General features: G+C 72.4%; 17 protein-coding genes. 10 read left to right on the forward strand and 7 right to left on the reverse strand.

Going from position 1 to position 18,968, the window contains the following annotated elements; translation table 11 throughout:
• Window positions 1-304: 4a-hydroxytetrahydrobiopterin dehydratase (locus tag G6R24_RS08755; protein WP_163548664.1), on the reverse strand; the 304-nt coding region annotated here is incomplete at its 3' end.
• 328 nt (window positions 305-632) lie between these two features.
• Here G6R24_RS08755 and G6R24_RS23650 point away from each other — a divergent pair.
• The 6 genes from G6R24_RS23650 to G6R24_RS08785 all read left to right on the forward strand — a co-directional run bounded on the left by G6R24_RS23650 (window position 633) and on the right by G6R24_RS08785 (window position 7,065).
• The gene (locus tag G6R24_RS23650) at window positions 633-1,202 is read left to right on the forward strand and encodes an NUDIX domain-containing protein (RefSeq protein ID WP_175084344.1); all 570 of its coding nucleotides are present in this window, start codon (window positions 633-635) and stop codon (window positions 1,200-1,202) included.
• 333 nt (window positions 1,203-1,535) lie between these two features.
• Entirely contained in the window at window positions 1,536-3,371 is a 1,836-nt protein-coding gene (gene typA / locus G6R24_RS08765; protein WP_163548676.1) for a translational GTPase TypA, read from the forward strand.
• 127 nt (window positions 3,372-3,498) lie between these two features.
• The gene (mshB, locus tag G6R24_RS08770) at window positions 3,499-4,383 is read left to right on the forward strand and encodes an N-acetyl-1-D-myo-inositol-2-amino-2-deoxy-alpha-D-glucopyranoside deacetylase (RefSeq protein ID WP_163548677.1); all 885 of its coding nucleotides are present in this window, start codon (window positions 3,499-3,501) and stop codon (window positions 4,381-4,383) included.
• Between the two features lie 194 nt (window positions 4,384-4,577).
• Complete coding sequence (locus G6R24_RS08775) at window positions 4,578-5,633, forward strand: S1C family serine protease (RefSeq protein WP_163548665.1); 1,056 nt, start codon at window positions 4,578-4,580, stop codon at window positions 5,631-5,633.
• Between the two features lie 101 nt (window positions 5,634-5,734).
• Window positions 5,735-6,343, forward strand: a complete 609-nt coding sequence (locus tag G6R24_RS22155) for a DUF6113 family protein (protein WP_225438295.1) — start codon at window positions 5,735-5,737, stop codon at window positions 6,341-6,343.
• A 140-nt stretch (window positions 6,344-6,483) separates the two neighbouring features.
• Window positions 6,484-7,065: a flavin reductase family protein gene (locus G6R24_RS08785; protein ID WP_476727351.1), complete on the forward strand. Its 582-nt coding sequence runs from the start codon at window positions 6,484-6,486 to the stop codon at window positions 7,063-7,065.
• Window positions 7,066-7,103: 38 nt separating this feature from the next.
• On the opposite strand, the gene G6R24_RS08790 is transcribed toward G6R24_RS08785, so the two are convergent.
• Both G6R24_RS08790 and G6R24_RS24040 read right to left on the reverse strand, forming a co-directional pair.
• Window positions 7,104-8,123, reverse strand: a complete 1,020-nt coding sequence (locus tag G6R24_RS08790; protein WP_163548666.1) for a transglutaminase family protein — start codon at window positions 8,121-8,123, stop codon at window positions 7,104-7,106.
• Complete coding sequence (locus G6R24_RS24040; RefSeq protein ID WP_420811325.1) at window positions 8,120-8,530, reverse strand: putative acetyltransferase; 411 nt, start codon at window positions 8,528-8,530, stop codon at window positions 8,120-8,122. Before G6R24_RS24040 ends, G6R24_RS08790 begins: the two co-directional genes overlap by 4 nt.
• Window positions 8,531-8,615: 85 nt before the next feature.
• Here G6R24_RS24040 and fdxA point away from each other — a divergent pair, with 85 nt between their 5' ends.
• From fdxA to dapE, 4 genes are all read left to right on the forward strand, one after another.
• Complete coding sequence (fdxA, locus tag G6R24_RS08795; protein WP_163548667.1) at window positions 8,616-8,939, forward strand: ferredoxin; 324 nt, start codon at window positions 8,616-8,618, stop codon at window positions 8,937-8,939.
• Window positions 8,940-8,998: 59 nt separating this feature from the next.
• The gene (gene dapC / locus G6R24_RS22160) at window positions 8,999-10,885 is read left to right on the forward strand and encodes a succinyldiaminopimelate transaminase (RefSeq protein WP_225438296.1); all 1,887 of its coding nucleotides are present in this window, start codon (window positions 8,999-9,001) and stop codon (window positions 10,883-10,885) included.
• 84 nt (window positions 10,886-10,969) lie between these two features.
• Window positions 10,970-11,845, forward strand: a complete 876-nt coding sequence (locus G6R24_RS08805; RefSeq protein WP_163548668.1) for a 2,3,4,5-tetrahydropyridine-2,6-dicarboxylate N-succinyltransferase — start codon at window positions 10,970-10,972, stop codon at window positions 11,843-11,845.
• Window positions 11,846-11,986: 141 nt separating this feature from the next.
• Window positions 11,987-13,072 carry a succinyl-diaminopimelate desuccinylase gene (gene dapE / locus G6R24_RS08810; protein WP_163548669.1) on the forward strand — a complete coding sequence of 362 codons (1,086 nt, stop codon included), beginning with the start codon at window positions 11,987-11,989 and terminating at the stop codon, window positions 13,070-13,072.
• Between the two features lie 44 nt (window positions 13,073-13,116).
• On the opposite strand, the gene G6R24_RS08815 is transcribed toward dapE, so the two are convergent.
• Genes G6R24_RS08815 through G6R24_RS08830 form a run of 4 tightly spaced genes read right to left on the reverse strand, consistent with a single transcriptional unit; the run spans window position 13,117 to window position 18,198 of the window.
• A complete protein-coding gene (locus G6R24_RS08815; protein ID WP_163548671.1) occupies window positions 13,117-14,328 on the reverse strand; it encodes a glycosyltransferase family 4 protein in 1,212 nt (403 codons plus the stop codon).
• Window positions 14,329-14,360: 32 nt separating this feature from the next.
• Complete coding sequence (locus G6R24_RS08820; protein WP_163548672.1) at window positions 14,361-15,737, reverse strand: hypothetical protein; 1,377 nt, start codon at window positions 15,735-15,737, stop codon at window positions 14,361-14,363.
• A gap of 32 nt (window positions 15,738-15,769) precedes the next feature.
• Window positions 15,770-16,816, reverse strand: coding sequence for an endonuclease/exonuclease/phosphatase family protein (locus tag G6R24_RS08825; protein ID WP_163548673.1), 1,047 nt, complete (start codon window positions 16,814-16,816; stop codon window positions 15,770-15,772).
• A gap of 5 nt (window positions 16,817-16,821) precedes the next feature.
• Entirely contained in the window at window positions 16,822-18,198 is a 1,377-nt protein-coding gene (locus tag G6R24_RS08830; RefSeq protein WP_163548674.1) for a lipopolysaccharide biosynthesis protein, read from the reverse strand.
• Window positions 18,199-18,968 lie beyond the last annotated feature (770 nt).

An 18,968-nucleotide genomic window follows, 5' to 3' on the forward strand; every position in this document is an offset into this window, starting at 1 on the left:
AGGCGATGCCGGCGGAGCTGAGCAGGTGGGAGATGCGGCGGGCGAGGGTGACGTCGAGACCGGTCACGCCGCCGACGGAGTGGGTCCAGACGGTGAAGGTCAGGGTGCCGGGGCCACGGTCGATCACCGGGTGATGATCGAGCTCGTCGGCGGCCCGCAGCACCTCGGTGCTGATCGCGTCGGCCTCGTCGCCGTCCACGATGATCTCGAGCTGGATGCGGTCGGCGTCACCCAGCCAGCCGGGGAGGGCCGCCAGGGCGTCGGCGACCTCGGCGTTGTCCAGGCGGGTCTGCTTGGTCGGCATCGCTGTCCTCCTTGCACGGGGGCCGGACGGTCCGCGCGACCGCCGGCCGGAGTCGAGACTGACGTCGGGGTGTGTCCAGTCGAACACGTCCACCGTGAATTGTTGCTGCGCCGCACCGCCCTGTGGACGACGCGATCCGGCCCCCGTACGGTTCCCTCGGGCTTGCCGGCAGGCGACCGGACGCGATGATCGGATGCAGGTGGGCTCCCCCGAGCCGACCTCCCCGAACCGCCGAGGGTCGTGGTTTTCGGTGGTCTGCGCGTCTCGGGGGTGTCCAACCGAGGGGACTGCGCCCGAAATCGGTGGGAGTCTGGGAGAGTCCGGCAGCATGAATGTGGATGCGCGCGGTCCGGGTGCCTGCGCCCCCCACCCGCCAGCGGCGGGCCGACTGGTCGTCGCCGTCGCCCTGCTCGACCTGGAGCCCCATCCCCACCCCGGGTCCCCGTCCCACGCCGACCTCCCTTCGGACGTCGGCTCCCGTTCCGACCCGGGCTCCCCGTCCGGTCCTGATGGACGCCCTGCCACCGGGCCTCGGGTGCTGGCCGCGCGGCGCCAGGAGCCGTCCGCCTACGCGGGGATGTGGGAGTTTCCCGGCGGCAAGGTGGAACCGGGCGAGAGCGAGCACGAGGCGCTGGCCCGGGAGTGTCGGGAGGAACTCGACGTCGAGATCGAGATCGGCCCGCCGCTCGGCGAGGTAGATCTGGCCAGCCCCGGCTGGGTCCTGCGGGTGTGGTTCGGCCGGATCACGCGGGGACGCCCGCGCCTGGTCGCCCATGACGCGCTGCGCTGGCTGGGCGCCGCCGAACTCGACGATGTCCCCTGGATGCCCGCCGACGGCCCGCTGGTGGACCGTCTACGCGACGTTCTCGCCTCTCCCACCCCCCTCGACTGGTCCTAGACGTAGCTCTCCGTGGCTCCTGCTCACCCGTGGAGCCGGGGGCTGGCGCGGCCAGGGGGCGCAGCATGGTCACCGGGTGGCGGTTGATGGCCGGGGAGTGGCTGTCCGGTGAGCGGACGGTGGGCATCCGGTGGCGGATGTGGGTGGTCGGTGGTGGGGTGGACATGGATGGGCGTCCGGGTCCGTACCATGGGGAGTGGTACGGCAGTCGCCGCCACCCGAGTGCGGGAGTCTGTGCGCCGGGCCGTCCCAATGTGGTGTCGCCGTCCGCGCGCGCCGCCGTCCTTTTTGTGCGGGGTCGAGAGCCCCATGTCCGCCCCGGAGCGTCCCACCGTGTCCACACGTGCCGATCTTCGTAACGTGGCCATCATCGCCCATGTCGACCACGGCAAGACCACGCTCGTCGACGCCATGCTGCGCCAGTCCGGCGCGTTTGGCGAGCATGCCGAGCTCACTGATCGGGTGATGGACTCGATGGACCTGGAGCGCGAGAAGGGCATCACCATTCTCGCGAAGAACACCGCGGTCCGCTACGGCGACATCACCGTCAACATCATCGACACCCCTGGCCACGCCGACTTCGGTGGTGAGGTCGAGCGCGGCCTGTCCATGGTCGACGGCGTCGTCCTGCTGGTGGACGCGAGCGAGGGCCCGCTGCCGCAGACGCGTTTCGTGCTGCGCAAGGCGCTCGCCAAGCGGCTGCCGGTGGTGCTCCTCATCAACAAGGTCGACCGGTCCGACGCCCGGATCGCCGAGGTCGTCGACGAGACCTACGAGCTCTTCCTCGACCTCGACGCCGACGAGGAGCAGATCGACTTCCCGATCGTCTACTGCAACGCCAAGGCCGGCCGGGCCTCGACGACCCGTCCCGAGGATGGTGTGAGCCCCGACTCGCCCGACCTCAAGCCGCTGTTCGACGTGCTGCTCGAGACCGTCCCGGCGCCGTCGTTCGACCCGGACGCACCGCTGCAGGCGCTGGTCACGAACCTCGACGCGTCCCCGTACCTGGGCCGCCTCGCGCTGTGCCGGGTGCACAACGGGACGATCCGCCGCGGCCAGCAGGCCATGCTGTGCCGTGCCGACGGCACCCAGCAGCGAGTGAAGATCAGCGAGATGCTGATCGCCCAGGCGCTCGACCGGGTGCCCGCCGAGGAGGCCGGGCCCGGTGACATCATCGCCGTCGCCGGCATCCCCGACATCACCATCGGTGAGACGCTGGCCGACGTCGAGGACCCGCGCCCGCTGCCCGTCATCACGGTGGACGAGCCGTCCATCAGCATGACGATCGGTATCAACACCTCGCCGCTGGCCGGTCGGTCCGGCAAGAAGCTCACCGCCCGCCTGGTCAAGAACCGGCTGGACGCCGAGCTCGTCGGCAACGTGTCCATCCGCGTGCTGCCGACCGAGCGTCCCGACACCTGGGAGGTCCAGGGTCGTGGTGAGCTGCAGCTGGCCGTGCTCGTCGAGCTGATGCGCCGCGAGGAGTTCGAGCTCACCGTCGGCAAGCCGCAGGTCGTCACCCGGGTCGTCGACGGGAAGGTGCACGAGCCGGTCGAGCGCCTGACCATCGACGCCCCCGAGGAGTTCCTCGGCACCCTCACCCAGCTGCTCGCCCTGCGCAAGGCCCGGGTCGAGCAGATGATCAACCACGGCACCGGCTGGATTCGGCTGGAGTACCTGGTCCCCGCGCGCGGGCTGATCGGGTTCCGCACCGAGTTCCTCACCGAGACCCGCGGCACCGGTCTGCTGCACCACGTCTTCGAGGGCTACGAGCCGTGGTTCGGCGAGCTGCGTACCCGCGCCACCGGCTCCATGGTCGCCGACCGCAGCGGCCCCACGACCGCGTACGCCCTGTTCAACCTGCAGGAACGCGGCACGATGTTCGTCGGCCCGACGATCGAGGTCTACGAGGGCATGATCGTCGGTGAGAACTCCCGGGCGGACGACATGGACGTCAACCCCACCAAGGAGAAGAAGCTCACAAACATGCGCTCGTCCACCGGGGACGAGCTGGTGCGCCTCACCCCGCACCGTGTCCTCACCCTCGAGCAGGCGCTGGAGTTCTGCCGCGAGGACGAATGCGTCGAGGTGACCCCCGGCTTCGTCCGCATGCGCAAGGTCGCCCTCACCGCGGGTGAGCGCGAGAAGCTGCGGTCGCGCCGCCGCTGATGTGAGGCGTCGGACGGCGGCGCGGAACTGTCGGATGTGGGCCGTAGGGTTCACCACCGTGACGTCCTTCGCCGTGCCGCCGCCCGTCGTCAGCCCGCGTTCCGCCGCGTCGGCCGCTCGCCGGCTGATGTTCGTGCACGCGCACCCCGACGACGAGGTCATCTCGACCGGCATCGCGATCGCCTCCTACGCCGCCGCGGCCGAGACATCCGTCACGCTGGTGACGTGCACGCTCGGCGAGGAGGGCGAGGTCCTGGTGCCCGAGCTGGTCAACCTGCGCGCTGACCTCGGTGACCAGCTCGGCGGTTACCGCATCGGTGAGCTGGCCGGCTCCTGCGCCGCGCTCGGCGTCACCGAACACCGCTTCCTCGGCGGCCCCGGCCGCTTCCGTGACAGCGGCATGATGGGCACCCCGCCCAACGAGCATCCCCGCAGCCTGTGGCAGGCCGACCTCGACGAGGCCACCGCCGAGCTGGTCCGGATCGTCCGTGAGATCCGCCCGCACGTGCTCGTCAGCTACGACTCGTTCGGCAGCTACGGCCATCCCGATCACATCCGCGCCCACGAGGTCACCGCCCGCGCCTTCACCGACGCCGCCGACCCGTCCTTCGCCCCCGGCACCGGGGCTGCCTGGCAGCCCGCCAAGCGCTACGAGACCGCGATGTCCCGCTCCCAGGCGGTCGCCGGCTTCGAGCACTTCCGCGACGCGGCCACCACCGACAACCCCTTCGCGGGCCTCGCCTCCGTGGACGATCTCCCCGTCCGCTTCGTCGAGGACGACGCCATCACCACCGAGATCACCGCCGCCGAACCCTTCCTCGACGCCAAGATCGCGGCCATGCGCGCCCATCGCACCCAGATGGCCGTCGACGGCTTCTTCTTCGCCCTCGCGGACGGTATCGGCCAGCGGGCCTGGGGCACCGAGCTCTTCGTCCTCGCCGCCGGCGAACGTGGCCCCGGCGCCACCCCCCACGGCCGCGAGCAGGACCTCCTGGCCGGCATCGACCTCTGATCTCCGGGCGTCACCGGGCACAGCGAACGATCAGGGCCCGGCGGTCTCCCCGCTGGACCCCCGCGGAACCCGACCACGGTTGGTCAAGGACGTCGGACGGCCCGAAGGGGCGGTGGCGGGAATCGTCGCGGGTCGAGCAGCGTCTGTAATGCTGTAATCCCTGCAAATCTGGGGTGTCTGGCCCGGGAGGTCGGATGTTCGGCAGCAGCAGACGCGACGGCGACCGGCGCGACGGCGACCAGCGCGACGGCAACCGGCACGACGGCGGGCGGGGGCTGGAGCCGCTGGATGCCTACTCGGCCGTGGTGACCAGGGTCGCGGCGACCCTGACGCCGTCGGTGGCGAGCCTGCGGGTGCGGACCAGGGGTGGGGTGGGAGCGGGGTCGGCGGTGGTGTTCACCGATGACGGCTTCCTGCTCACCTCGGCGCACGTCATCGAGGGGCACAGTGCCGGGCGGCGTGGTGGCGGCCCCGGATCGGCGGCGGGATCGGGCTCGGCGGTCGGGGTCGCGCAGTTCGCCGACGGGACGGAGCGGGAGTTCGACGTGGTCGGCGCGGACCCGCTGTCCGACCTGGCGGTGCTGCGGGCACGGGGGAGCACGCCACGGGCGGCGGTCCTGGGGGACGCGGCGAACCTCCAGGTGGGGCAGCTCGTGGTGGCGGTGGGTAATCCGCTCGGGCTGACCGGGAGCGTGACGGCGGGAGTGGTCAGCGCGCTCGGACGGTCGCTGCCGACCCGGGCGGGCACGGCGGCGCGGGTGATCGACGAGGTGATCCAGACCGATGCCGCGCTCAACCCGGGTAACTCCGGTGGGGCACTGGCCACCTCCGATGCCCGGGTGGTCGGGGTGAACACGGCGGTGGCGGGGATCGGGCTGGGACTCGCCGTCCCGGTGAACGCCACGACCCGAAGGATCCTCGCGGCCCTGATGCGGGACGGACGGGTGCGGCGTGCCTATCTGGGGGTGGCGGGGATGCGGGTGCCGCTACCGCCGGCGGTGGCCCGGCTGACCGGGCAGCAGCACGGGGTGCGGCTCGCCGAGGTGATCGTGGGCGGTGCCGCGGGGGTCGCGGGGCTGTTCACCGGCGATCTGGTGCTGTCGTTGGCGGGCGCGCCCATTGTCACACCCGGTGATCTGCAACGGTTGCTGACCCAGGAGACGATCGGCCGGCCGGTGGAGCTGACCGTATGGCGTCGCGGGGCCCTCGTGGACGTCGTGGTGGTTCCGCGGGAGCTTGTCACGACCTGAGCGTGCGGATGCCTCCGGTGCCACCGTCGCGCCCGGATTCAGTCGGCCCGGTGGTGTTCGACGGATGTCGGTCCGAACACGGCATGTCCTACTGTCGACATATGCCCAGCCGCAGTCCCGGTCCTCGCCCCACACCGCCCCGGTCGACGCCGCCGCGCTCGACGTCGTCGCGGCGCGGCGCGGCGGGTCCCACCGGACACTCCGCCCGGGACACCCGAGGCGGACAACCCGCCCGGGACGCGGGCCCCGTCGATCCGTCGAAGCCGGCGGCCGCGGCGGACGCGGCGCGCGGTCAGGGGAGCGTCACGCGATCCGAGGAACCCGGGCGCCTGTTTCTCGGCGGTGCGTACGCGCTCGGCGTCGGGCTCGGGGTCGGCCTCGGCCTGTACGGGGTGGTCTTCCTGGCGGACGGGCCGCGTCCGGCGGGTGTTCCGCTGTCGTACGGGCTCGGCCTGGCCGTGCTGGGCAACACCGCCGCGGCGCTGCTGCTGCGCTGGCTGACCGGGACGCGGCTGGGGCCGATGACCGTCCTGATCGGATGGACACCGGTCGTGCTGCTGCTGGCGAGCACGCGGCCCGAGGGTGATCTGATGCTGCGGGCCACTGCCAGCGCGTACGCGTTCCTGCTGCTGGGTGGGCTGTGCCCGGTGGTGGTGACGGTCCTCGGCCGGGCCCGGCGCGGCCTGACGGCGCTGCCGCCGCCCCGCTGAGGCCAGCCCCCGACGGGGTGGCACGCCAAGGGGTGGCTGACAGTGTTCTCGGCGGGTGGATGGGGCCGAAGTGTGCCGGGTTGTCACGGGTCCTGCCGTCCGGGCGATGGGAGTGGCTGGACGGCGGTAGCCTGGGTCAGGTGGGCAGTCTGCCGCAGGAGACCCGCAACGGTTCGTTCGCCGTCCAGGCGTCTCTGGAAGCGGGTGAGTTCCGTCGGGCGGTCGCGCGGTTCGCGACGGGGGTGACCGTCCTGACGACCCGAAGCGGCGAGCGCCATCTGGGTATGACGGCGAACTCGTTCGTCTCCGTCTCGCTGGAGCCGCTGCTGGTGCTGGCCAGTATCCGCCGGGACGCGCATTTTCACGCCCCGCTGCTGGCCGCCGGTGTCTGGGGGGTGTCGGTGCTCGCCGCGGACATGGCCGACGTGTCCCGGCACTTCGCGCGACGCGCGGCCGACCGTGAGCGTGATCAGGGCGGCGGCGACAACGGGCTGGGTGGATGGGCGCACACCGTCGGCCCGCACACCGGGGTGGCGCTGCTCGAGGGCGCCCTGTCGGTCTTCGAATGCCGCACGGTCGCCACCCATCCCGGTGGTGACCACACGCTGGTGATCGGCGAGGTCGTCCACCTCGACCAGGGGCGCGACGATGCCGCGCCCCTGGTCTTCTACCAGGGCGGCTACCTCACGCCGGCGGCACCCGCCCCCCGCGACGCCACCTGAGCCGCGCCACGACCCCCACAGGGCGCGTGAACGGACCGCTAGTTCAGGCGGGCACGCGCGGTGACGGCGGCCTGTCGGGCCGCGGCGGCGGCGGTCGGTTCGACCTCGGCGACCGTGTCGGCGAACGAGGTCAGGTCCCGCGCGCCGCCGAGGAAGTCACCGAGCCGGATGCGCAGTTCGCCGCGTTCCCGGCGCAGGCTGGCCGGATGGTGGGGGAGCAGCAGGGACAGTTCGACCGCCCACAGTCTGGTTCGGGGCGCGTCGGTGCGGGCCGCCAGCACGCGGATGTTGCCCAGGATGCGGGTGAGGACGTCGGCTGGGTCCATCGGGGCGAGATGTGACCGGTTGAACGCGGTGCCGGCGGCGCGGACCTTCGCCGCCGCGTCGTGGATGGTCAGCAGCCGTCCGGCGTCGAAGGGGTCGACGAGGACGAAGTCCTGCGGGGAACCGACCGCGACGACGACATGCCCGGGCAGACCCACCGGGTACGCGGCGATGCCGAGGCGGTGGGCGACCTCGAGCCAGACCACCGACAGCAGGATCGGCAGCCCGCGGCGGCGGCGCAGCACGTCGGGCAGCAGCGAGGAACGCAGATCGTCGTAGTCGTCCGCGGAACCGGCGAACCCGGCATCCAGGCCGAGGGCCTCGTGTAACGCCTCGGCGGCGATCCGCGGCTCGAGCCACCCGAATCCGCCCGCCGAACCCGCGCCGACGGGGCGTCCGTGGTCGACGCGGGGAAAGGGGCGGGCTGGGGTAGCCCGGGCGGTGAACAGCGGACGGGCCCGGGCGGCGAGCCGGTCCAACGCCGTCAGGGTGCTGGACGGATCGACGAGGCCGGCGGCGGCGTCGTTCGCCGCGGCGCCGGTCTCGGCAGCCGTCTCGGGGGCGGCCGCGGCGCCGGTCTCGACCCTGGGTGCGGCGGCGGCACCGGCGGCGGTACCGGCACTGGCCTCGGCGTCGGCCTCGAGAGCGAGCAGATGGCAGGCCACGGCGAGGTCGAGGGGCTCACGGCGAACCACCTCGGCGAACTGGCCGCGGCTGTGACTGCGGCTGCTCACCGGCCCCGCGCCCCCTCGTTGGGCGCCGCGGGGGTGGCGGCGGGGGGAACCGACTGTGTCATGCCGGAAATTGTCGCCTCTGCGACCGGCAGGGTTCGGACGATGGTGCCAGAATTCGGCGGGTCCGTGTTCGTCCGAGTATCGCTGGCAGGCTCGCCCATCGGCGTTCCGGCCACGTCCCGTGACCGCCGCCTGGGGGGTCGGGCGGGGATAACGCGTGCCGCTACGAGGTCATCCTCGGTAATCTGAACAGCAGCACCTTCCGCCGTTTCGACCGTCAGTACGCGCGACGACCATGACCGAAGCGTCCCGAGGACATCACTGAGAGGTATGGGCCCGGGGATGCGCCGCCGGATCATGACTCGCGCGCCGATGTCGGCCCGAGTGATGCGGACGACATACACCACCAGCGCACGCCCTTGCTATCGACACGGAACTGTCCATGTCGATACTAGGGACTCAGTCGCCCGTGAGCCCGAGGAGGAACATCCGGTGACCTACGTCATCGCGGAACCCTGTGTCGACGTCAAGGACAGGGCTTGCATCGAAGAGTGCCCGGTCGACTGCATCTACGAAGGCGGGCGGATGTTGTACATCCAGCCCGACGAGTGCGTCGACTGCGGGGCATGTGAGCCGGTCTGCCCGGTCGAGGCCATCTACTACGAGGACGACGTCCCCGACCAGTGGAAGGGGTTCACCGACACCAACGCGAACTTCTTCGAGGAGCTCGGGTCGCCCGGCGGCGCCTCGAAGGTCGGCGCGTTGAGCTTTGACCCGCCGGCCGTCGCCGCGCTGGCTCCCCAGGGCGAGTCCTGAGCGGCCCTGGGAGGTCGGGTAACACCTCGAGGGTCCTGAGATCACCGGCTCGTTCCCGCGTGCGGCTGCCCGACTTCCCCTGGGACCAGATCGCGTCCTACAAGGAGAAGGCCAGCACACACCCGTACGGGCTGGTCGATCTTTCGGTCGGGACACCGGTCGACGCGACGCCGGCCGTCGTCCAACAGGCGCTGGCCGGCGCCGCGGATGCCCCCGGGTATCCCCAGACGGGGGGTACCCCGGATCTGCGGGAGGCCGCGGCGGGCTGGCTGGCCCGTCGGCTCGGCGTTCTCGTCGATCCGGGGGCGATCCTGCCCGTGCTCGGGACGAAGGAACTGGTCGCCCAGCTACCCGGTCAGCTCGGGCTCGAGCCCGGTGACCGGGTGTGGGTGCCCACGCCCGCGTACCCGACCTACGAGGTCGGGGCGTTGCTCGCCCGCTGCGAGCCGGTCCTGGGTCCCGCGGACGGGGTCACCCTCGTCTGGCTGAACTCACCGGGCAATCCGACCGGCCGGGTCCTCACGGTCGACGAGATGCGTGCCGTCGTGGGCTGGGCCCGCGAGCGGGGCGTGATCGTCGCCAGTGACGAGTGCTACATCGAGCTGGGCTGGGAGAGCCGGCCCTTCTCGGTGCTGCACCCGGACGTGTGTGGCGGATCACACGAGGGTCTGCTCGCGGTGCATTCGCTGTCGAAACGATCCAATCTGGCGGGCTACCGGGCCGGTTTCGTCACCGGTGATCCGGAGCTCGTCGACGGTCTGCTCGGGGTGCGCAAGCACGCCGGGTTCATGCTCCCGACCCCGGTGCAGGCGGCGATGGCGGCCGCCTACGCGGACGATCTGCATGTCGCCGACCAGCGAGCCCGGTACGCCAACCGGCGGGCGGTGCTCGCGGCGGCGCTGTCCGTGGCCGGTTTCACCATCGACCACAGCGAGGCCGGTCTCTACCTGTGGGCGACCCGCGGCGAGGACGCGTGGGCCACCCTGGACGCGCTGGCCGGCGTCGGCGTTCTGGTCGCTCCTGGCACGTTCTACGGCGAGGCCGGCCGCAACCATGTGCGGGTCGCGCTCACCGCGCCCGACTCGCAGGTCGCGACCGTGCCCGAGCGGATGGCGATGATCCCCCCGGTCGCGCATCCGCAGCCCGCGAACCCCCAGCCGGCCCAGGTGGCGCCGGCCAACCCGGCGGCGGCCTACGGCCAGCAGCCGGCACGCCCGGCCGGACGACCCGCGGCGCCGCAGGGCTACCCGCCCGAAGGTTACGCGCCCGAAGGTTACGCGCCCGAGGGTTACGCGCCCGAGGGTTACGCGCCCGAGGGTTACGCGCCCGAGGGTTACGCGCCCGAGGGTTACGCGCCCGAGGGTTACGCGCCCGAGGGTTACGCGCCCGAGGGTTACGGTCCCGAAGGCTACGTCCGGGAGGGCTATGCGCCGGAGGGCTATCCGTCCGGGGGCTACGTGCCCGAGGGGTACGCCGAGCCGCCGAACCGGTACACCGAGGCGCAGAACCGCTATCCCGAGCCGCCGGGTGCCTTCGCACCGTCCGCCAACGGCTACCGCGACCCGCGCGAGGGCCACACCGGCCAGCGTGAGGGCTATGGCGGCCAGGGTGAGGGTTACTCCGGCCAGCGGGAGGTGTACTCCGGTCCGCGTGGGGGTGGCTATGCGCCGTCACGGCCGGAATACGGCGGTGGGCACGACGAACGGTCCGGCTACCCGCCGCGGCCGGAACCCGACACCCACACCGGTGGTTATCCGATTCATCCCGGTGACCAGCAGGGCCGGCCCGGGGCGTACACCGGACGACGGGTACCGCCGCGCACCGGCCCCGGCGGATCCGCCGGTTACGAGGGCGAGACGGATCACCGTTACGACGACGAGGCCCAGGGCCGCGACGGCGCTGACGGCGCCGACCGGCCGTGGAACGGCGAGCCCGACATCCGCTGAGCTGTCGGCCCTGGCCGGCGGCTGCGGCGTAATCTGCGACGGTCCCGCCGTCCGGGGCGGCGGGAACCTCGTAGGGTCAGGCCCGTGAGCACCTCCAACTCCTCTCCTGCCACCGCGGCCGGCTTCGCCTCGAGCGCCGCCTCCGTGATCGATCCCGTCATCGACGAGCTGTGGGAGCGCCGCGGTGACCTGACCCCCGACGACGCGGACGCGCGCAAGAGCGTCGTCGCCGCCGTCGACGCCATCGACGCCGGTGAGGCCCGGGTCGCGACCATCGCCGCCGACAACACGATCGTCGTCGACGAGCGGGCCAAGCGAGCGATCCTGCTGTCGTTCAAGGTCCTGGACATGGTCGAGTCCGCCGCCGGCGACTTCCACTACCACGACCGGATGCCGCTGAAGACCCGCTTCGACGGCGTGCGGGTGGTTCCCGGGGCGATCGTGCGCTGGGGGGCGCACATCGCGCCCGGTGCGATCCTGATGCCCAGCTACACCAACATCGGCGGGTTCGTCGGCGCCGGCACCCTGGTCGACACCTGGGCGACGGTCGGTTCCTGCGCGCAGGTCGGCGAGCGGGTGCACCTGTCCGGCGGGGTCGGCCTCGGCGGCGTGCTCGAACCGCCGAACGCCGTGCCGGTCGTCGTCGAGGACGACGCGTTCGTCGGCAGCCGCTGCATGGTCGTCGACGGCGCCCGGGTGCGTCGTGGGGCCAAGCTCGGCGCCGGGGCGATCCTCACCGCGTCCACCCACGTGTTCGACGCGACCAGCGGCGAGGAGTATCCGCGCGGCGAGATCCCCGAGCGCGCGGTCGCGGTGGGCTCGACCCGTATCCGCACCTTCCCCGCCGGCGACTTCGGGATGCCCTGCATCGTCGTGCTGCGCACCCTGGACGAGGGCGAGATCCACGACAAGCTGGCTCTCAACGAGATCCTGCGCGAACACGGCGTCGCCGGCGGCTGAGCTGGTCGCCGACGGCGAGCGTCGTCGGCGCCTGTCCGGAATGTCGTCTGCGGTCGTGGTGGACGACGGCTGGCCGAAAGGCTTCCGACGGTAGCCGAAGGTCGGATGGCCCGGACGCTGTCAGGCCGTAGGGTCGGCGGCATGGATCTGGACCTACGCGCGCCGGTCGGGGAACTCACCCGGTGCCTCGTCGACGTGCCGTCGGTCAGCGGCGACGAGGCGGCCCTCGCCGACGCCGTGCAGGCGGCCCTCGGCCGGATCGGTGGGCTGCGCGTCGAGCGGGACGGCGACGCCGTCGTCGCCCGCACGTCGCTCGGCCTGCCCTCGCGGATCGTGCTCGCCGGCCATCTCGACACGGTGCCGATCGCCGACAACCTGCCGTCGCGGGTCGAGGGCGGTCGGCTCTACGGCTGCGGCACGTCCGACATGAAGGCCGGGGTGGCGATCGCCCTGCGCCTGGCGGCGACCCTGCCGCTGACCGAGCCGGGGGCGCTGCGCCACGACATCACCTGGATCTGCTACGACCACGAGGAGGTCGAGGCGGCGCGCAACGGGCTGCGCCGCCTCGCCGAGCGGCACCGCGACTGGCTCGACGGTGACCTCGCGATCCTGATGGAGCCGACGTCCGGCGAGGTGGAGGCCGGCTGCCAGGGCACCCTGCGGGTCATCGTGCGCCTGGGCGGCCGGCGCGCCCACTCGGCCCGCTCCTGGCTCGGGGACAACGCCATCCACAAGGCCGGTGCCCTGCTCCAACGGCTCGCCACCTACGAGGCGCGCAGCGTCACCCTCGACGGCTGCACCTACCGGGAGGGTCTGTCGGCGGTGCGCGTCGACGGCGGTGTCGCCGGCAACGTCATTCCCGACGCGTGCGCGGTCACGGTGAACTTCCGGTTCGCCCCCGACCGGACGCCCCAGGCCGCCGTCGAGCACGTCCGTGAGGTGCTGGCCGGATACGAGTGCGAGGTCACCGATCTCTCCGGTGGTGCCCCACCCGGCCTGGCCGCCGCCCCCGCCGCCGCCTTCGTCGCCGCCACCGGGCGCACACCCGTGGCCAAGTACGGCTGGACGGACGTCGCCCGCTTCGCCGAACTCGGCATTCCCGCCCTCAACTACGGTCCCGGCGACCCCAACCTCGCGCACACCCGCGACGAGTACGTCGAGCTCGCCGCCATCGACGAGGGCGAACGCCTGCTGCACGGCTACCTCACCGGCGCGCTCACCGCCTGAGGCGGGCTGGTGGGTGCCCGGGTGCCCGGATGCCGGGTGTCCGGTCAGACGTCCGTGAGCAGGCGGCGCAGGGCGGCGACGTCGAGGTGGCCGTCGTGGTCGGGGTGGACCTGGCGGTAGAGCTCCACCAGGACGGCGATGCGCCGGGTCCAGGAGAACGACTCGGCGCGTTCCCGGTTGCGGGCGCCGGCCTTGGCCCGCAGCTCCGGGTCGGCGGCCATCCGGTCGATCGCGGCGGCGAGCGCGTCCGCGTTCGGTGCGGCGAGGATGCCGGCGTCGCCGAAGGTGTCGCTGACCCCGGCGACATCGGTGGCGATGATCGGTAGTCCACCGGCCATCGCCTCCAGGACGACCAGGGGCAGACCGCCCTCGATGTCCGAGGACAGGACGAACACGTCCGCCCACCGGTGCCACCGGGCGAGCGCGTCGCCGGTCTCGGGGCCCACCAGCCGGGCGTTGCGCAGACCGAGCTGGGTGACCTGGGCCTCGAGCGTCTCCCGGTCCTCGCCGTCACCGACGACGACGAGTTCGACGGGTGCCCGCACGGAGCCCAGGGCCTCGAGCAGCCGGGGCACGTTCTTCTGCCGGGTCAGCCGGCCGACGAACAGCAGCCGCAGCGGCCGGCCCGGCGTGCCGGCGACCGCGGCCGGTTCGGGTGTCGCGTCCGGTTGGTCGGCGAAGAACTCGGGGGCCACCCCGTTGCTCATGACGAGGACCCGCTCGAGCGGGATCGCGTACTCGCGGGCCATGTCGAGGGCGACCTTGTCGGACAGCGCGATCACGCAGGCCGCGCGCCGGATGGCCGGACGCAGCAGCAGCGCCTTGTACAGCGGGAGCAGAACGCCCATCCGACCGGACCTGTCCGCGTCGATGTGGAAGTGAGCCACATAGGGAAAGCGGCGCAGGGCGGCGGCGAGCAGCACGATCTCGGGCAGCAGCGCGTGCCCCATGTGCAGGTGGACGACGTGGCGGTCGGAGACCGCCAGGATGCGCGGCAGGAAACCGGGTGCCAGCGGGGTGTGGGCGATCTCGACCCCACGCACCCGACGGACGCGCAGTCGACCGCGGCGTTCCCGGCGAGCCACCCCGGCCGCCCCGCAGTCCGAGGTGATCACCTGGACGTCGCAGGTCGCGGCGACGCCCTCCGCGACCGACCGCATGACGTTCTCCAGGCCGCCGAGATGCGGCGGGTAGAAGCCGCCCACCTGAACGTCAGGCGGCCCGCCGCCTGACGTCGTCCCGGGTACTGCTGCCATCTCCGGCCACCTCTCCGACCCAGTGGTCACCATCAGTAAGATTTCAGGTTCAGTGTGTCGCGGATGCCGGCGGCCCGCGCGTCCAGCAGCGCCAGCGGATCGTCGGTGAGCAGCCGCGCGATGCCGCGGACCGCGGCCGGGTCGAACCGGTTCGCGTCGAAGCTGATGGAGACGTTGACGGCCCCCGAGAGCCCGGTGAACGAGCAGGTGAGCCCGTCCGGACCGGAGGTCGTCACCATGCCCTGCAACCACATCCGCTCCGGTGTGACCAGCGGCTTGACGTGGGCGAGCAGCGGCAGGTCGCCGAGCGAGGTGACGGTCAGTTCGGCGCCCGCCGACAGGTCCGCCCGGGGTGCCCGGTGCGGGTGGTCCGCGCGGCCCGGGCGGTGCCGGGCCGGGACGACGCTGGTGACCAGGGCGGCACCGATGGACGCCAGCGGACGGCCGCAGCTGATCGTGCGCCGGACCTCCGCGGTGATCGACTGTGGTGAGGCGGTGTCCGCCGGGGTCAGGGTGACACAGCCCACGAAGTTGCCGACGATCGCGGCGCCGTCGGGCAGATAGCGGCGGGCGTCGAACAGCACCGTGAGCCCCGGGGCGCGGCGGGGCAGCGCGGACCGTTCCAGGGCGACGACCGCCGCCGCGTAGAGCACCCCGTTGGCGGACGCGGTCGGTGCGTTGCGGGCCCGCCACCGCCGTACCCGGTCGCTCAGATCGGTGTCCGACGTCGCGCAGACGCTGACCAGGCGGGACGCCGCGGCCGACCCCGCCCGCGGATCACCCGCGCGGTCGCGGCTATGGCGGTGGCCGTGGGGTGAGGCGGTCGCACGTCGGCCGCGGCGGGAGGTCCGGTACTGGGCCAGCAGGTCACGGGTCGGCCCGACACCGGTACCGAAGGTCCTCCACAGGGCGCGCACCAGCGGGTAGCGCACCGGCGTCTCGATCAGCTCCGTGGGCAGTTCCTCGTCCTGGGCGCGGCGCAGCAGGCTCGTCCAGGTGGTCATGAACAGGCCGGCGTCGCCGACCGCGTGCGACATCTCGAGCATCGAGTACTGCTGACCCACCCAGAACCGAAACGGCAGATCCCCAAGACCCTCGGCGTGACGGTCGGCCATCCAGGCGCCGATCCGCTCCGGGTCCCGGGTCGGATCGCCGATGGTCGCCGGATCGTCGTCGAACTCGCGGATCACGTCGAGCAGGTGCTGGCGCCGACCGCTGGGCGCGACGGTGAGCAGCCGCCCGTGCGCCGGGTCCACCCGCCGCAGCAGACGGTTGCCCGGATCGAGCGCGGCCAGGTTCCAGACCACGCGGCGCACCGCGTCCACGGACGGCATCCGGACCGGGCCGAGACCCATCATGGAGACCGTGCCGAGTTCAAGCCGATCGCGGGCGGGAAGTCGCGTGTGCATCTGCGCCCCTTTCTGACCGTGAGGTGGGCGAATCAGATCCGCAGATCGGCCGAGATCGGCAGATGATCGCTGCCGAACGGGCTGCCGCGGTGATAGCGGGAGACAGTGATGTCGGAGGAGACCAGGATGTGGTCGATCCGGGTCGTCTCCTTCCACCGGGCGGTGGCGCTCCAGGTCGGTGACCAGCCACCGCCGGCCACATCGTGGGCGTCACGCAGTCCGCAGGCGAGCAGACGGCGAAACGGGCGATGGTCGCGGGTGGCGTTGAAGTCACCGGCGAACACCAGCGGTCGGCGCGCCTGACAGGCATCGGTGCGCAGGTCCGCGAGCTGCCGCGCCCAGCGCCGGGTGTAGGTCGCGCCCACGGGCGAGCGGGTGTGCACGACGACCAGCTCGACGTGCCGGCCGCCGCCGAACGCGACGTCCATCCGGGCGAACGGGAAACCGGCCGAGTTCAGGTCCGGGCGGCCCGTCAACGGAAACCGGGAGAAGACCGCGTATCCGTAGGGCTCCAGGGATGGGCGTTCGACCACGTAGGGGAAGGCGCGCAGCTGCGCGAGTCCGTGCAGCCGCCCGGCGATCAGCGGCGTGTACTCCTCGAGCAGCAGAAGCCCCGGCCGTTCCCGGTCGAGCTGCCCGGCGATCCGCGCCACCTCGGTGTTCGCGCCGTTGACGTTGGCCGTCATCAGCCGCACGGATGCCGCCGTCGACGCGGAGCCGGCGCGCTGACCGGCCCCGACGAACTCGGGCACGGTCCAGGCCAGCTGCGACGCGATGACCCCCACCATGGCGACCGCGACCGCACCCATCGTGACGGCCCTCGCCGGACGGGCCGCCTCCGCCGGCCCCCGCGCGTCCGACCCGCGCTGCCGGACGTATCGCAGCAGGGCCACGGCGGCCAGCGGGTAGGCCGGCAGGTACAGCAGCGGGGTGAACGCGTTGAACGCGGGAAACGGCCAGCCGATCAGGTCGTCCAGGTGGGTCAGCCGAGCGCCGGCGCACAGCAGCAGCAGGCCGGCCGCCCCCACCAGCACGGTGGTGACCAGACGGGGGCGGAGCCGGACCGCGTCGATCGTCATACCTCTTACTGAACGCGAGCATGTCCGGGCCGATGCGAGGGGGGCCGGGCAACGGGAACCGCGGCGGCGACCGCCTCGGAGACCGCGGCCGGAACCGGCACGGAGGAGTGACGCCGGGCCCGCCGGGCCCGCCGGGCCCGCCCGGTCTGTCCGGCCCGCCCGGATGTCGCGACGGGATCGACCGAGGCGGCCGAGCGTCGGCCCGAGCGAGCGCCGAACAGCACGCACACCGCGCCGAACAGCCCGGCGACGCCGCTACCGATCAGCCAGGACAGCGCGACCGCGGGCAGCCCCCGTGGCGCCAGGACGTAGGCCAGCCCGTCGATCAGCGTGGCGTACACCAGGTTCGTCACGATCAGCACGGTGAGCTGGCCCTGCAGCCGCAGCATCGCGTTCGCCCAGCTGTTCAGGCCGACGCAGACGGCGGCGAGCGCCAGCAGGGTGCGTCCCGACTGGTGCGGGTAGTCGCTGCCGAACACGGTCAGCGCCGACGGGCCGGCGACGGCCATCACGATCGAGCTGGGCACCAGGAAGATCGCCAGCATCCGGGCCGAACGTCGACGCAGCGCGCCGAGGTCCGCGCCGTGCTGGGAACCCTCGGCCATCAGCGCGGTGGTGACCATGAACGCACCGGTGAACAGCAGGTTCGCGATCTGGAACGGGATGTAGAAGTAGCCGACGGCGGCCGACCCCAGCCGGTCCAGAATGATCAGTGGGACGACCAGGATGGGGATCAGGTCCAGCATCGCGGCGGCGTAGTTGGCGGCGGAGAAGCGCACCATCCCGCGCAGCGGACGCCCCTGGAACGAGACCCTGGGGTGATAGCCGCGCCGCCACATCAGCAGCAGGCTCACCAGCAGCGCGGCCGCGTTGGCCCCGCCGAACGAGCCGAACACGCCGAACGCCCCCATGCCCAGCAGCAGGAACGGCAGCACCATCTTCAGCAGACCGGTGGTGATGCCGTCCGTCCACAGGGAGAAGTGGGCGTCGCGAAACGAGGTGAACGTCGCGCTGGTCATCAGGTTCAGCGAGGTCGCCGCGCACATGGCGACGAACAGCGCCGACTGGACCGGATCGTCCCGGACGAACAGGAGCTCCCGGGCGAACCAGGGCAGCCCCAGCAGGTACATGCTGGACACCGCCACGGCGACCAGCAGGACCAGGACGAACCCGACCCCGATCCGCCGTCGACGCAGATCGAGATCGGAGGTCGGCAGGAACCGCATGAACGACGTGTTCAGGCCGAGCATGCTGAGATAGCCGATCATGCCCGCCGCCGAGATCAGCGACGTGCCCTGACCGAGTTCCACCGGGGTGTAGATCCGGGCACAGACGATCCAGAACAGGAAGCCGAAACCGGCCGCCGCGAGGCTGCCGAGCATCAGCATCATCGAACTGCGGGTCAGGTTGTCGGTGCCGCCCGGCGCCGCTACCGGCTCCGGCCCGGCCGACTCGGCGGTGCTGGCCGACCCGGCGGTGCCGGCCGGGCTGTCTGTGCCGGCCGCATGGTCCTTACCAGCCGCGTGGTGTGTGCCGGGCGGTGCGTCCGGGCCGCGGTCGGAGCCGGCCCGTGTGGCGGCATCCAGATGGGCGGCGGCAGGTCGGCGGGATGCCGGAAGCGGATGATCATGGTCTTGTCGGTCAGGCGAAGGGCCGAGGAAAGCGCCGATTCGACGCCCGGGCCGCCGTCCGCCTCGGGGCCCGCCCCGCGGTGCCCACGGGCTCGGGCCCGGTCCATCGGGACGTAGCGAATCCGCTGGGTGTCCTCGTTCCGAGCGGACGTGTGATCGTGCGCCGAGACATGGTCCTCAGCGGACGTGTGGTCGTGCGCGGAGGTGGGCCCGATGTCGTCCGACGGTGCGCCCGACCGCGCGCGCGACGGGTCGCGGGGTGCCGGTGGCCGGCGTAGGCGAGCGGTCATCTCCGGGTCGATGCCCTGTGTCATGGGCGTCCCCCGTCCGGCCTGAGCGCGTCGGGCACCACTGGTGGGTGGGCGAGCGGTCTGGTCACTTTCCGTCGTCCCCGTGATCCTGGCAGTGAATTCTCCCTGTGACTATGGTCTGCCGGGGAGATCTGCTCGGTCATGGCGATTGCTGCACGGCCGATACCGGGTCTGCTGGGCGGGATCATTCTCCCGCGTGACGCCCTGGCC

This window comes from Candidatus Frankia nodulisporulans, from assembly GCF_902806475.1.
Lineage (GTDB): Bacteria > Actinomycetota > Actinomycetes > Frankiales > Frankiaceae > Frankia > Frankia umida.

Coding starts and splice junctions, on each gene's coding strand:
- G6R24_RS23650 (WP_175084344.1), top strand. CDS start 633: ATGAATGTGGATGCGCGCGGTCCGGGTGCCTGCGCCCCCCACCCGCCA.
- mshB (WP_163548677.1), top strand. CDS start 3,499: ATGTTCGTGCACGCGCACCCCGACGACGAGGTCATCTCGACCGGCATC.
- G6R24_RS08775 (WP_163548665.1), top strand. CDS start 4,578: ATGTTCGGCAGCAGCAGACGCGACGGCGACCGGCGCGACGGCGACCAG.
- G6R24_RS22155 (WP_225438295.1), top strand. CDS start 5,735: ATGCCCAGCCGCAGTCCCGGTCCTCGCCCCACACCGCCCCGGTCGACG.
- dapE (WP_163548669.1), top strand. CDS start 11,987: ATGGATCTGGACCTACGCGCGCCGGTCGGGGAACTCACCCGGTGCCTC.
- G6R24_RS08815 (WP_163548671.1), bottom strand. CDS start 14,328: ATGGCAGCAGTACCCGGGACGACGTCAGGCGGCGGGCCGCCTGACGTT.
- G6R24_RS08820 (WP_163548672.1), bottom strand. CDS start 15,737: ATGCACACGCGACTTCCCGCCCGCGATCGGCTTGAACTCGGCACGGTC.
- G6R24_RS08825 (WP_163548673.1), bottom strand. CDS start 16,816: ATGACGATCGACGCGGTCCGGCTCCGCCCCCGTCTGGTCACCACCGTG.
- G6R24_RS08830 (WP_163548674.1), bottom strand. CDS start 18,198: ATGCTCGGCAGCCTCGCGGCGGCCGGTTTCGGCTTCCTGTTCTGGATC.